The 13,180-nt window shown below is 69.4% G+C and carries 17 protein-coding genes; 1 reads left to right on the top strand and 16 read right to left on the bottom strand.

Translation table 11 applies throughout. The annotated features are described in order from the left end of the window. Position 1: 1 nt before the first annotated feature. The 8 genes from rpsC to rpsJ are packed head-to-tail and all read right to left on the bottom strand — an operon-like array spanning position 2 to position 4,230. Entirely contained in the window at positions 2-751 is a 750-nt protein-coding gene (gene rpsC / locus ACZ4TW_RS10090; protein ID WP_465542565.1) for a 30S ribosomal protein S3, read from the bottom strand. Further along, positions 751-1,116 (bottom strand): 50S ribosomal protein L22, encoded by a 366-nt coding sequence (gene rplV, locus ACZ4TW_RS10085; protein ID WP_092668524.1) that lies wholly within the window; start codon positions 1,114-1,116, stop codon positions 751-753. Before rplV ends, rpsC begins: the two co-directional genes overlap by 1 nt. 25 nt (positions 1,117-1,141) lie before the next feature. Continuing rightward, positions 1,142-1,423 carry a 30S ribosomal protein S19 gene (gene rpsS / locus ACZ4TW_RS10080; protein ID WP_135063327.1) on the bottom strand — a complete coding sequence of 94 codons (282 nt, stop codon included), beginning with the start codon at positions 1,421-1,423 and terminating at the stop codon, positions 1,142-1,144. 12 nt (positions 1,424-1,435) lie between these two features. Then, on the bottom strand, positions 1,436-2,275 hold the full coding sequence (gene rplB, locus ACZ4TW_RS10075) for a 50S ribosomal protein L2 (RefSeq protein WP_465542563.1): 840 nt from the start codon (positions 2,273-2,275) through the stop codon (positions 1,436-1,438). A 19-nt stretch (positions 2,276-2,294) separates the two neighbouring features. Further along, on the bottom strand, positions 2,295-2,597 hold the full coding sequence (gene rplW, locus ACZ4TW_RS10070; protein ID WP_067948587.1) for a 50S ribosomal protein L23: 303 nt from the start codon (positions 2,595-2,597) through the stop codon (positions 2,295-2,297). After that, positions 2,594-3,253: a 50S ribosomal protein L4 gene (gene rplD, locus ACZ4TW_RS10065; protein ID WP_465542561.1), complete on the bottom strand. Its 660-nt coding sequence runs from the start codon at positions 3,251-3,253 to the stop codon at positions 2,594-2,596. The genes rplW and rplD overlap by 4 nt, the downstream gene beginning before the upstream one ends. Positions 3,254-3,256: 3 nt before the next feature. Then, entirely contained in the window at positions 3,257-3,913 is a 657-nt protein-coding gene (gene rplC, locus ACZ4TW_RS10060) for a 50S ribosomal protein L3 (RefSeq protein WP_465542559.1), read from the bottom strand. A gap of 8 nt (positions 3,914-3,921) precedes the next feature. Then, positions 3,922-4,230: a 30S ribosomal protein S10 gene (rpsJ, locus tag ACZ4TW_RS10055; RefSeq protein ID WP_087135818.1), complete on the bottom strand. Its 309-nt coding sequence runs from the start codon at positions 4,228-4,230 to the stop codon at positions 3,922-3,924. A 524-nt stretch (positions 4,231-4,754) separates the two neighbouring features. Here rpsJ and ACZ4TW_RS10050 point away from each other — a divergent pair. Continuing rightward, positions 4,755-5,231: an OsmC family protein gene (locus tag ACZ4TW_RS10050; protein ID WP_465542556.1), complete on the top strand. Its 477-nt coding sequence runs from the start codon at positions 4,755-4,757 to the stop codon at positions 5,229-5,231. Positions 5,232-5,297: 66 nt separating this feature from the next. Here the strand turns inward: ACZ4TW_RS10050 and tuf are convergent, their stop codons facing one another. From tuf to ACZ4TW_RS10010, 8 genes are all read right to left on the bottom strand, one after another. Beyond that, positions 5,298-6,491 carry an elongation factor Tu gene (tuf, locus tag ACZ4TW_RS10045; protein WP_465542554.1) on the bottom strand — a complete coding sequence of 398 codons (1,194 nt, stop codon included), beginning with the start codon at positions 6,489-6,491 and terminating at the stop codon, positions 5,298-5,300. A gap of 113 nt (positions 6,492-6,604) precedes the next feature. Further along, positions 6,605-8,719, bottom strand: a complete 2,115-nt coding sequence (fusA, locus tag ACZ4TW_RS10040; RefSeq protein WP_465542547.1) for an elongation factor G — start codon at positions 8,717-8,719, stop codon at positions 6,605-6,607. Positions 8,720-8,815: 96 nt separating this feature from the next. Next, on the bottom strand, positions 8,816-9,286 hold the full coding sequence (rpsG, locus tag ACZ4TW_RS10035) for a 30S ribosomal protein S7 (protein ID WP_092668506.1): 471 nt from the start codon (positions 9,284-9,286) through the stop codon (positions 8,816-8,818). Beyond that, complete coding sequence (gene rpsL / locus ACZ4TW_RS10030) at positions 9,286-9,660, bottom strand: 30S ribosomal protein S12 (protein ID WP_056734914.1); 375 nt, start codon at positions 9,658-9,660, stop codon at positions 9,286-9,288. The genes rpsG and rpsL overlap by 1 nt, the downstream gene beginning before the upstream one ends. 289 nt (positions 9,661-9,949) lie before the next feature. Beyond that, positions 9,950-10,597, bottom strand: coding sequence for a spermidine/putrescine ABC transporter substrate-binding protein (locus ACZ4TW_RS10025; protein WP_465542544.1), 648 nt, complete (start codon positions 10,595-10,597; stop codon positions 9,950-9,952). Positions 10,598-10,671: 74 nt separating this feature from the next. Next, on the bottom strand, positions 10,672-11,148 hold the full coding sequence (locus tag ACZ4TW_RS10020) for a hypothetical protein (RefSeq protein ID WP_465542542.1): 477 nt from the start codon (positions 11,146-11,148) through the stop codon (positions 10,672-10,674). A gap of 86 nt (positions 11,149-11,234) precedes the next feature. Then, positions 11,235-12,326 (bottom strand): hypothetical protein, encoded by a 1,092-nt coding sequence (locus ACZ4TW_RS10015; RefSeq protein ID WP_465542540.1) that lies wholly within the window; start codon positions 12,324-12,326, stop codon positions 11,235-11,237. A gap of 89 nt (positions 12,327-12,415) precedes the next feature. Next, entirely contained in the window at positions 12,416-13,090 is a 675-nt protein-coding gene (locus ACZ4TW_RS10010) for a hypothetical protein (protein ID WP_465542538.1), read from the bottom strand. Between the last annotated feature and the right edge of the window lie 90 nt (positions 13,091-13,180).

The following is a 13,180-nucleotide window of genomic DNA, read 5'->3' as shown; positions in this document are numbered from 1 at the left end:
GTTATGCCTCAACTCCTGCGGCCGCGGGCTCCTGCGAACGGGGCGCACGGCGGGGACGGTCACTGCGCTCGCGCGACGGCTTCTGGGCGGCCTGCTCGCGCGCGAGCTCCTTGTTGGTGATGTCGCCCTTGTAGATCCAGACCTTCACGCCGATGCGGCCGAAGGTGGTCTTGGCCTCGTAGAAGCCGTAGTCGATGTTCGCGCGGAGCGTGTGCAGCGGCACGCGACCCTCGCGGTAGAACTCCGAGCGGCTCATCTCGGCGCCGCCGAGGCGGCCCGACACCTGGATCCGGACGCCCTTGGCGCCGGCGCGCTGCGCGCCCTGCAGGCCCTTGCGCATCGCGCGGCGGAACGCCACGCGAGCGGAGAGCTGCTCGGCGATGCCCTGCGCGACGAGCTGGGCGTCGGCCTCGGGGTTCTTCACCTCGAGGATGTTCAGCTGGATCTGCTTGCCGGTGAGCTTCTCGAGGTCGGCGCGGATGCGCTCGGCCTCGGCGCCGCGGCGGCCGATCACGATGCCGGGGCGGGCCGTGTGGATGTCCACGCGGACGCGATCCCGGGTGCGCTCGATCTCGATGCGCGAGACACCCGCGCGGTCGAGCGACGTCTGGAGCAGGCGACGGATCTTGACGTCCTCGGCGAGGTAGTCGGCGTAGCGCTGTCCGGGCTTCGTCGAGTCGGAGAACCACCGCGACACGTGGTCGGTGGTGATGCCGAGACGGAAGCCGTACGGGTTGACCTTCTGACCCATTACTTCGTACCCTCCTCGGGCGTGCCGAGCACGATGGTGATGTGGCTCGTGCGCTTGTTGATGCGGAAGGCACGGCCCTGGGCGCGCGGCTGGAATCGCTTGAGGGTGGTGCCCTCGTCGACGAACGCCGTCTTCACGTACAGGTCCTGCTCGTCCAGGTAGGTGTTCGTGGCATCGGCCTTGACGCGAGCGTTCGCGATGGCCGAGGCGACGAGCTTGTACACCGGCTCGCTCGCACCCTGGGGTGCGAACTTCAGGATGGCGAGCGCCTCCTGAGCCTGCTTGCCGCGGATCAGGTTGACGACGCGGCGAGCCTTCATGGGGGTGACGCGGATGTGTCGCACGCGGGCGATCGACTCCACCATTTCTTCCTCCTTCACACCACCGCGACTAGCGGCGGCGGCCCTTCTTGTCGTCCTTCACGTGTCCACGGAAGGTGCGGGTGGGCGCGAACTCGCCGAGCTTGTGGCCCACCATGGTCTCGGTGACGAACACCGGGATGTGCTTGCGGCCGTCGTGCACGGCGATCGTGTGCCCGAGCATGGCCGGGATGATCATCGAGCGACGCGACCAGGTCTTGATGACGTTCTTGCTGCCGGCTTCGTTCTGCGAGACGACCTTGCGAAGCAGGTGCTCGTCGACGAAGGGGCCCTTCTTGAGGCTGCGAGGCATCTTCCTGAACTCCTACTTGCGCTTCTTGCCGACGGTACGGCGGCGGACGATGAGCTTGTCGCTCTCCTTGTTGGGGCGACGGGTGCGACCCTCGGGCTGACCCCACGGGCTCACCGGGTGGCGACCACCGGAGGTCTTGCCCTCACCACCACCGTGCGGGTGGTCGATCGGGTTCATCGCGACACCGCGGACGGTCGGGCGGACGCCCTTCCAGCGCTTGCGGCCGGCCTTGCCCCAGTTGATGTTCGACTGCTCGGCGTTGCCGACCTCGCCGACGGTCGCGCGGCAGCGCGCGTCGACGTTGCGGATCTCGCCCGACGGCAGGCGGAGCTGCGCGTAGGGGCCGTCCTTCGCCACGAGGCGGACGGACGCACCGGCCGAGCGCGCGAGCTTCGCGCCGCCACCGGGGCGCAGCTCGATGGCGTGCACGACGGTACCGGTCGGGATGTTGCGCAGCGGCAGGTTGTTGCCGGGCTTGATGTCGGCGTTGGGGCCCGACTCGATCGGGTCGCCCTGCTGCAGCTTGTTCGGCGCGAGGATGTAGCGCTTGGTGCCGTCCACGAAGTGGAGCAGCGCGATGCGCGCGGTGCGGTTCGGGTCGTACTCGATGTGCGCGACCTTGGCGGGCACGCCGTCCTTGTCGTTGCGACGGAAGTCGATGACGCGGTACTGGCGCTTGTGGCCGCCGCCGACGTGGCGGGTGGTGATGCGACCCTGGTTGTTGCGGCCACCGGACTTCGAGAGCGGACGGAGCAGCGACTTCTCGGGCGTCGAGCGCGTGATCTCCGCGAAGTCGGCGACCGACGAACCGCGACGACCCGGGGTCGTGGGCTTGTACTTGCGAATAGCCATAGTGAGTTTCCTCTGCTCCTTAGCCGACAGCCGTGAAGATGTCGATCGAGCCGGACTTGAGGGTGACGATCGCGCGCTTGGTGTCCTTGCGCTTGCCGATGCCGAAGCGCGTGCGACGCGTCTTGCCCTGGCGGTTCAGGGTGTTGATCGAGGCGACCTGGACGTTGAAGATCTTCTCGATCGCGAGCTTGATCTCGGTCTTGTTCGCACGCGGGTCCACGATGAACGTGTACTTGCCCTCGTCGATCAGGTTGTAGCTCTTCTCCGAGACCACCGGCGCGATGATGATGTCGCGGGGGTCCTTGTTGTGCGCGGCGCTCATGCGGAGACCTCTTCCTTCTTGGCCTGCTTGGCGGCGATGAACGCCTCGAGCGCGGCCTGGCTGAAGACGATGTCGTCGGAGACGAGCACGTCGTAGGCGTTCAGCTGGTCGACCGGCAGCACGTGCACGGTCTCGATGTTGCGCACCGCACGCTCCGAGAGCTCCTCGTCGCGGGCGAGCACGACCAGGAAGTGCCTGGCCGGCGCGATGCCGGCGAGCAGCGCCACGGCGTCCTTGGTCTTCGCGACGTCGCCGGCGGCGAACGCCTCGACCGCGTGGACGCGGCCGCCGCGAGCGCGGTCGGAGAGCGCGCCGAGCAGGGCGGCGGCGATCATCTTCTTGGGGGTGCGCTGCGAGTAGTCGCGCGGCTGCGGGCCGTGGACGACGCCACCGCCGGTCATGTGCGGCGCGCGGATCGAACCCTGGCGGGCGCGGCCCGTGCCCTTCTGCTTGAAGGGCTTGCGACCGGCGCCGGAGACCTCGCCGCGAGTCTTGGTCTTGTGCGTGCCCTGGCGCGCGGCGGCGAGCTGGGCGACGACGACCTGGTGGATCAGCGGCACGTTGGTCTGCACGTCGAAGAGCTCGGCGGGCAGCTCGATCGAGCCGGACTTCTTGCCGGTGACGTCGAGGACGTCGATGGTGTTGGCGGTAGCCATGGACTACGCCCCCTTCACAGCGTTGCGGACGAACACGAGACGGCCGCGCGCACCGGGGACCGCGCCCTTGACGAGCAGGAGGCCCTTCTCGGCGTCGACGGCGTGCACGCGGAGGTTCAGGACGGTGACGCGCTCGCCGCCCATGCGGCCGGCCATGCGCATGCCCTTGAAGACGCGGCTCGGGGTCGACGACGCGCCGATCGAACCGGGCTTGCGGTGGTTGCGGTGGGCACCGTGCGAGGCGGAGACGCCCGCGAAGTTGTGGCGCTTCATGACACCGGCGAAGCCCTTGCCCTTGCTCGTGCCGACGACGTCGACGAGCTGGCCGGCCTCGAAGGTGCCGTCGACCGTGAGCTCCTGGCCGAGCGCGTAGTCCGCGGCATCCGCGGTGCGCACCTCGGTGACGTGGCGGCGGGGGGTGACGCCGGCGGCGTCGAAGTGGCCGGTGAGCGGCTTGGTGACCTTGCGCGGGTCGATGGCGCCCGCGGCGATCTGGACGGCCGAGTAGCCGTCCTTCTCAGCGGTGCGGAGCTGGGTGACCACGTTGGGGGCGATCTCGATGACGGTGACCGGGATGAGCTTGTTGTTCTCGTCCCACACCTGGGTCATGCCGAGCTTGGTGCCGAGCAGGCCCTTCACGTTCTTGGCAGTGGTGGACATGTCGTACCTCAGAGCTTGATCTCGATGTTGACGTCGGCCGGGAGGTCGAGACGCATGAGCGAGTCGACGGCCTTGGGCGTCGGGTCCACGATGTCGATCACGCGCTTGTGGGTGCGCATCTCGAAGTGCTCGCGGCTGTCCTTGTACTTGTGGGGCGAGCGGATGACGCACACCACGTTCTTCTCGGTCGGAAGCGGCACGGGGCCGACGACCGTGGCGCCCGCGCGGGTCACCGTGTCGACGATCTTGCGCGCCGAGGTGTCGATGACCTCGTGGTCATACGACTTCAGTCGAATGCGGATCTTCTGTCCCGCCATTGCTGACTCTCTCTCTGTCAAGGCGTCTTACCCCTTCCGAGGGCATCGGACGCCGCGTAGCCACTTCGTGTGAAGCACCACTGTTCTTCTGTCAAAGGCCGGTGATCGAGCCTGTCGAAACCACCCCTCGCCGCGGTGACCTCGACACGCTCGACCTTCGAGCCCCACCGACCCCCGCGCTCGGGCGTGTCGCACTCGCGGAAACGGGCATGGCGGACCCATGCTCGAAGTGGAGGTCGGTGTGTGCGTCCTGCTGCCCGCGGCCTAGCCTGACCCGCTCGCCCCCGTCAGCCGTGCTGATGAGGGTGTCGGTGGCTATGCACTGCCTGGCAGTGATTCGAACGGCACGCAGCAGGGCACGCCGTTCGAAATGTTGAACTAGAAGAGTTTGCCACAGCCGCATCGCTCGTGCAACCCGGGCGTGTCGCGCGAGTCGCGCTCACCGCATCCTCCCAGTCAAGCGGATGTCGCGGCATCCGCCCGCGTGATGGAATCGAGCGATACGAACCCCGCGGGAGGACGCCATGACCGACCAGACCACCGAGCACGCCCACGCCGTGAGCGAGCGGATCGGACCGGGCAGCGTCTCGGTCACGCGGATCGCCCCGAGGCGCTACGAGGGCCTGAACGAGCGCGGCGCGACCTTGCAGATCGGCGGATCGGAGCTCGAGGGCGAGCACTTCACGCCGGGCGAACTGCTGAAGCTCGCCCTGGCCGGATGCGTCGGGCTGAGCGTCGACCGCGTCGCCGCGCGCCGGCTCGGCGACGACTACGCGATGACGGTGTGGGCCCACGGCAGGTCCGACCAGGAGTCGAACCGGTACCAGCAGATCGCCGAGGAGGTGATCGTCGACCTGTCGGTCCTCGACGCCGCGGACCGCGAGAAGCTCGTCGGCATCATGGCCCGCGCGATCGAGAAGGGCTGCACGGTCGGGCGCAGCGTCGAGGGCGCCATCGACGTCGACACCGAGATCGACGGCACCCGGGTCGACGCCCACTGAGCGCGGACACGACGAAGGGGCCGGGCCCGAGGGCCCGACCCCTTCAGAAGGTCGCGATCGCGAAGATTACTTGATGATCTTCGTGACGGTACCGGCGCCGACCGTGCGGCCACCCTCGCGGATGGCGAAGCCGAGGCCCTCCTCCATGGCGATCGGCTGGATGAGCTCGACCGTCATGTCGGTGGTGTCGCCGGGCATGACCATCTCGGTGCCCTCGGGCAGCGTGATGACGCCGGTGACGTCGGTGGTGCGGAAGTAGAACTGCGGACGGTAGTTCGCGTAGAACGGGTTGTGACGGCCGCCCTCCTCCTTCGAGAGGATGTACGCGGTGCCCTCGAAGTTGGTGTGCGGGGTGACCGAACCCGGGGCCACGACGACCTGGCCGCGCTCGACGTCCTCGCGCTTGGTACCACGGAGCAGGAGACCGCAGTTCTCGCCGGCCCAGGCCTCGTCGAGCTGCTTGTGGAACATCTCGATACCCGTGACCGTGGTCTTCTGCGTCGGGCGGATGCCGACGATCTCGACCTCGGAGTTGATCTTCAGCGTGCCGCGCTCGGCGCGACCCGTGACGACCGTGCCACGGCCGGTGATGGTGAAGACGTCCTCGATGGGCATGAGGAACGGCTTGTCCTTGTCGCGCACCGGGTCGGGGATCGACTCGTCGACGGCCTCCATGAGGTCGAGGACCGACTGGACCCACTTCTCGTCGCCCTCGAGCGCCTTGAGGCCCGACACGCGGACGACCGGAGCGTCGTCGCCGGGGAAGCCCTGGCTCGAGAGGAGCTCGCGGACCTCGAGCTCGACGAGCTCCAGGATCTCCTCGTCGTCGACCATGTCGGCCTTGTTCAGCGCGACGAGCAGGTAGGGCACGCCGACCTGCTTGGCGAGCAGCACGTGCTCGCGCGTCTGGGCCATCGGGCCGTCGGTCGCCGCGACCACGAGGATCGCGCCGTCCATCTGGGCCGCACCGGTGATCATGTTCTTGATGTAGTCGGCGTGACCCGGGGCGTCGACGTGCGCGTAGTGGCGCTTCGGCGTCTCGTACTCGACGTGCGAGATGTTGATCGTGATGCCGCGCTGGCGCTCCTCGGGAGCCGAGTCGATCGACGCGAAGTCGCGCTGCACGTTGGTGGCCGACGGGTACTTGTCGGCGAGCACCTTCGAGATCGCCGCGGTGAGCGTCGTCTTGCCGTGGTCGACGTGACCGATCGTACCGATGTTGACGTGCGGCTTGGTCCGCTCGAACTTGGCCTTAGCCACTGTGGGTCCTCCTCAGGATCCGTGTAGCAGCACCGGGCGCCGGATTGCGACCGGTGGGCTACGGGGGTTGTGTTGTTATGTTACGCGAACCTGTCGGCTCGTGCGTTCGGGCGCTACTCGCCCTTGTTCTTCTGGACGATCTCGTCGGCCACGGCCTTCGGGACCTCCGCGTAGCTCTCGAACTCCATCGAGTACACCGCGCGGCCCGAGGTCTTGGACCGCAGGTCTCCGATGTAGCCGAACATCTCCGAGAGCGGGACGTGCGCACGCACGACCTTCACGCCGGCGGCGTCCTCCATGGACTGGATCTGGCCGCGGCGCGAGTTCAGGTCGCCGATGACGTCGCCCATGTACTCCTCGGGAGTACGGACCTCGACGGCCATCAGCGGCTCGAGCAGGACGGGGTTCGCCTTCCGAGCGGCCTCCTTGAAGCCCATCGAACCGGCGATCTTGAACGCCATCTCCGAGGAGTCGACGTCGTGGGCGGCGCCGTCGAGCAGGATGCCCTTGACGCCGACCATCGGGTAGCCGGCCAGGATGCCGTACTGCATGGCGTCCTGGAAGCCGGCGTCGACCGAGGGGATGTACTCGCGCGGAACGCGGCCACCCGTGACCTTGTTCTCGAACTCGTACGTCTTGTCGCCCTCGACCGCGAGCGGCTCGAGCGCGAACTGGATCTTGGCGAACTGACCCGAGCCACCCGTCTGCTTCTTGTGGGTGTAGTCGTGCTTCTCGACGGCGCGCTTGATGGTCTCGCGGTACGCGACCTGCGGCTTGCCGACGTTCGCCTCGACCTTGAACTCGCGCTTCATGCGGTCGACCAGGATGTCGAGGTGCAGCTCGCCCATGCCCTTGATGACGGTCTGGCCGGTCTCCTGGTTGAGCTCGGTGCGGAAGGTCGGGTCCTCCTCGGCGAGCTTCTGGATCGCCGTGCCGAGCTTCTCCTGGTCGGCCTTGGTCTTCGGCTCGATCGCGACCTCGATGACGGGCTCGGGGAAGGTCATCGACTCGAGGACGACCTGGTTGTCGGGGTCGCACAGGGTGTCGCCCGTGGTCGTGTCCTTGAGGCCGATGACGGCGTAGATGTTGCCCGCGGTGACCGAGTCGACCGGGTTCTCCTTGTTGGCGTGCATCTGGAAGATCTTCCCGATGCGCTCCTTCTTGCCCTTGGTCGAGTTGATGACCTGGGCGCCGGAGTCGAGGCGGCCCGAGTACACGCGGACGTAGGTGAGGCGACCGAAGAACGGGTGCACCGCGACCTTGAACGCGAGCGCCGAGAACGGCTCGGTGGCGTCGGCGTGGCGCTCGATGATCTTCTCCTCGTCGCGCACGTCGTGGCCCTGCACGGGCGGCACGTCGAGCGGCGACGGCAGGTAGTCGATGACCGCGTCGAGCATGGGCTGCACGCCGCGGTTCTTGAACGCCGAGCCGCAGAGCACGGGGTAGATCTCGGAGTTCACGGTGAGCTTGCGGATGGCGCCCTTGATCTCGTCGACCGTGAGCTCCTCGCCGCCGAAGAACTTCTCGAGCAGCTCGTCGCTGGTCTCGGCGACGGTCTCGAGCAGCTGCTGGCGGTACTCCTCGGCCTTGTCCTTGAGGTCGGCCGGGATCTCCTGCACCTCGTACTTGGCGCCCATGGTCACGTCGCCCTTGGCGTCGCCGGGCCACACGAGCGCGCGCATCTCGACGAGGTCGATGACCCCGACGAAGTCGTTCTCGGCGCCGATCGGCAGCTGCAGCACCAGCGGCTTGGCACCGAGGCGGTTCACGATGGTGTCGACGGTGAAGTAGAAGTCGGCGCCGAGCTTGTCCATCTTGTTGACGAAGCAGATGCGGGGCACGTCGTACTTGTCGGCCTGGCGCCACACGGTCTCGGACTGGGGCTCCACGCCCTCCTTGCCGTCGAAGACGGCGACCGCGCCGTCGAGCACGCGCAGCGAGCGCTCCACCTCGACGGTGAAGTCGACGTGGCCCGGCGTGTCGATGATGTTGATCTGGTTCTTGTTCCAGAAGCAGGTCACGGCGGCCGACGTGATCGTGATGCCGCGCTCCTTCTCCTGCTCCATCCAGTCGGTGGTCGAGGCGCCGTCGTGCGTCTCGCCGATCTTGTGGTTGACGCCCGTGTAGAACAGGATGCGCTCGGTGGTGGTGGTCTTGCCGGCATCGATGTGCGCCATGATGCCGATGTTGCGGACCTTGCTCAGGTCGGTGAGCACGTCAAGTGCCACGGGGTTCCTCCGGATGATCGGGAAGGTGAGAGTGGGGGGTGAGCGGATGCCGCGAGCCGGCCGCGAGCGGGGCGCCCGCGGCATCCGCTCGGCCCGCTACCAGCGGTAGTGGGCGAAGGCGCGGTTCGACTCGGCCATCTTGTGGGTGTCCTCGCGGCGCTTGACCGCGGCACCCAGGCCGTTCGACGCGTCGAGGATCTCGTTGGTGAGACGCTCGGTCATGGTCTTCTCGCGGCGGGCCTTGGCGTAGCTGGTGAGCCAGCGCAGCGCCAGGGTGTTCGCGCGGTGGGGCTTGACCTCGACGGGGACCTGGTAGGTCGAGCCGCCGACGCGGCGCGACCGGACCTCGAGGGTCGGGCGCACGTTGTCGAGGGCCTTCTTGAGCGTCGCGACGGCGTCCTGGCCGGACTTGTTCGCGACGTTCTCGAGCGCCTCGTAGACGATGCGCTGGGCGAGGTCCTTCTTGCCGTCGATGAGGATCTTGTTGACGAGCTGGCTGACGACCGGCGAACCGTAGACCGGGTCGGCGACGACGGGGCGCTTCGGAGCGGGACCCTTGCGAGGCATTACTTCTTCTCCATCTTCGCGCCGTAGCGGCTACGAGCCTGCTTGCGGTTCTTCACGGCCTGCGTGTCGAGCGCGCCGCGGATGATCTTGTAGCGCACGCCGGGGAGGTCCTTCACACGACCGCCGCGAACGAGCACCATCGAGTGCTCCTGCAGGTTGTGGCCCTCACCGGGGATGTAGGCGGTGACCTCGGTGCCGTTCGAGAGCTTCACGCGGGCGACCTTGCGGAGCGCCGAGTTCGGCTTCTTCGGGGTGGTGGTGTACACACGCGTGCACACGCCGCGCTGCTGGGGGTTGGCCTTCAGGGCGGGCGCCTTGGTCTTGGTGACCTTGGGCGTGCGACCCTTGCGGACCAACTGCTGAATGGTTGGCACTGCTTCTCCTTGTTGTGCTGCACGGTGACAGCATTGATGGATTTCACATCACGACCCACCGGCACCGCCGAGCGACGGAGCCTGTCAGTGGTGGGTATGCCGTGGGGGCGACCGGGTCGATGGTGAGCCGACGCCCTGCGTGCGTCTCGTGAGAGCCCGCTCCGGACCCGCGACGTTCTGCGGGCAGGGTGCGAGCGCGCGGCAAGGCGCACACCCGGTCAATCGTAATGCGGCGTCACCGGTCGGTCAAATGGGTGCCCCGCCCGGCAGCACGCCCTGAGCGAACGGCTCAGTTCGGCCAACCGGGCGCGTCGAGCTCGCGGTCGAGGTCGGCCAGCATCTCTGCGACCTGCGGCTCGACGTGCCGCTCGACCGCGGCGGCGATCCGCGCGCGGTGGTGGGCCAGCTCGACGCAGATGCGCCGGCCGAGCTGCTTGGCGAACTCGTCGGCCATGCGCACCTCCTCGCGCAGCGCCTCCTTCTCGTGGGGCGTGAACGGGCGCGGCGCCGGCTCGGCGGCCTCGGCCGCGGCATCCGCCTCGAGTCCCTGCAGCGTGAACAGGAAGGGCTGGTCGGGCACGGGCTCGGGGTCGAGGTCGAGTCCGAGGAACTCCGGGTCGAGCCCCTCCCCCGCCCGGTACGGACGCCGCGACTTGCGTTCCTCCGCGAGCCGGATCTCGCGGTGCAGCATCGGCAGGTTGCGCGCGGTGTAGTCGTCGACGGCGGCGTCGATGATGCCCTTCATCCGCATCGAGAAGGCATGCTGCACCGGGTGCGGGACGTCGACGTCGAGACCGGCGGCGGCGAGGATCGGGGAGCCGAAGCAGCGCGTGCAGAGGCGCACGCGACCGCGGTGCGTGCCCGGACGCCAGCGCGGCAGCCACGCGAGCCAGCGGTCGACCTCGTGGCTGACACGGGCCTCGACCGATCCCTCCACGCGGTTCACCCTACTGCCGGGGCGCTCCGGCGCGGCGCAGGCGGTGAACGGATGTCACGACGCGCCGTTCCGCGTCACTCCTCGTCGTCGCGCTCCCACGGCCACCGCGGGCGTTCCACGCCGCCCTGCTGGGCCCGGGCCGTCACGGCGGCGAGGAGCGCGACGAGCGCGCTCGTGATCGGGATGATGAGGCCGAATCCGACGGTCATGAACGAGAGGGCGAACAGCAGCGCCGCGAGCACCGTGCCGGTGGATGCCGCGTAGGCGACGGTCGCGGCGAGCACTCCCGCGGCCCAGGTGACGAGCAGGGCGAGTCCGGCGAGGCTCCACGGCCGCATGCGGCGGGTGAGCCCGTATCCGAGCAGGAGGAGCAGGGCGAGCACGGCGACGCCGACCGTGATGGGTCCGACGAGGCGCCCGGCCGCCGGGTCGGGGACGGGCTCGGCCTCCGCGAACAGGCTGACGAACCCGAACGCCGCGACGATGAGCGCGACGTCGAGCGCGGCCGCGAATCCCGCGACCGTCCACGCGGAGGCCCTGTCCCACGCCATCCTCCGAGCGTACGCCGCCCGCGACGCCGAACGGCGCGCGTCAGCGCCCGGCGAGCTGCGACTGGTAGCGGACGGGATGCCGCGTCTCAGCGCGTGATCGGCTGCGGTCCGGCCGCGAGCTGCCGCTCGTACTCCTCGCGCGCCTGCCGGTTGCGCTCGGTCACCGTGCGGCCGTGCGCCGCGATCCAGCCGCCGAACCAGATCGGCAGCTCGCGCGCGACGATGAACGCGATGATGGCGAAGGGGTCGAGCCAGCGCTGCCGGATGAAGTCGGCCGCCTGCTCGGGCGTGAACTGCCAGGCCGCGACCGTGAGCAGCGACGCCGCGATGTAGGAGAAGTACACGATCACGCCCACGAGCAGGCCGAACACGGCCCACGTCCACCACGCGGCCCGGTTGAGGATCACCGCGAGCACGGCGAACGCGATGAAGAAGAAGATCACGGGGAGCCAGAACACCGGCTGCGCCGCGAACTCGAGGAACACGCCGAGGGCCTCGAACGGGCCTTGGCCGAGCAGCACGAGGTAAGAGATGCCCGCGTACAGCACGCCGAACACGGCCGTCGCGATCAGGCCGACCAGGACGCCGAACCCGCGGTTGCCGCGGGCGCGCGGCTCCGGGGGCGCCTGCACGTAGATGGCCTGCGGTGCCGCCGGGGCGGGCGTCGCGGACGGGGCGGTCGCCGCGGCGGCGGCGCCCGTCGCGCCGGCCGCGCCGACGGTCTCGGGCACGCCCGTCTCCCGGCGCACGTCCTCCGCGCGGACCGGCTCGGGGCTGCCGGCGAGCAGGTCGTCGCGCTGCATCGCGCTCGTGTCGGTGCGATCGGCGGGGTCGGGGCTCTCGTGGACCACGGGCGGGTGCTCCGTACGCGCCCGCTCGACCGCGGCGTCGAGCTCGGATCGGTCGTGCACGATGGTGTCGCCCTCGGGGCCGGGGGACGCCGCGCCCTCGTCGGTGCCCACGAACCGCGGTTCGCCCGCCGACCCGCCGGAACGGTCGCTCGGCGCGGTGACGGGCTGCTCGAGCCGGTCGACGCGGTCGGCGTCGGCGGCGGTCGGATCGACCGAGGCCTGCGCGTCGGACGGCGTGGTCGCCGCCGGCTCGGCCGGCGAGTCGGGCACGCCGTCGCCGTCGAGGTCGCGCGCGTCGCGGTCGGATCCGGGAGTCGTGCTGCTCATCGTCCGCTCCTTCCGGGCAGCACCGTCTGCCCGTGGTGCGCTCACTCTAGCAACGCGCCACGCGACCCCGGCGCAACGCCGCGCGCGGCTCAGGCGAAGAGCTGGGCGATGATGTCGGCCGTGTACCCGGTGACGGCCGGACCGTCCCAGCGGGTGGCGATCCAGAGACCCTCGCGGATGAACTGGGACTCGCCGGCGGAGCCCGCCGCGCCCTCCCACTCGGCGACGCACCGCGTGCCGCCGGACTCCTCGTAGCACTCCATGCCGGCGGCCTGGAACGCGGCGATCGCGGCGGCCGTCTGCGCCTCGTCGACCGCGGCGACGTTCGTGACGAGGCCGATGCTCCCGTCGCCGGCCTCGGGCGGGAGCCAGCCGCACGTCAGCTGCGAGGTCTCCTGCAGCACGGGCAGCGCGACCGCGTCGCCGGTGCCGAAGAGGGGCGCCGCGCCGTCGGCGGTCGACCACTCGGGATTGAGCACGTAGTCGGGCTCGAACTCCCCCGACCAGTCCGTCGTGTAGATCGCGGCGCAGTCGGTCGGGATGCGGGGGTCAGGCGCGGGTTCGGGCTCGGGCACCACGACCGGCGCCGGGGCGAGCCGCTCGGTGGGAGTGGGCCGCGAGGCCGACGTCGGCTCGGCCGAGTCCCCGGTGGACGGCGGGGCCAGCAGCACCGCGAGGACCACGGCGACGGCGATCACGAGCACGACCGCGGCGGCGATGAGCCAGGTCACGGGTCGGCGCAGGACGGGGACACTCTCGGGCATGTGGACTCCGGGTCGCGGATCGGGAGGAAGGTGACGACCGCCGCGATCCTAGCCCGCCGACCTGAATGCCGTCGGCAGGGCCGGTTCGGG

The sequence above is a fragment of the Agromyces sp. NPDC029043 genome (genome assembly GCF_055564615.1).
The sequence above is the reverse complement of the archived record's forward strand: the minus strand, read 5'-3'. Positions and strand labels throughout refer to the sequence as shown.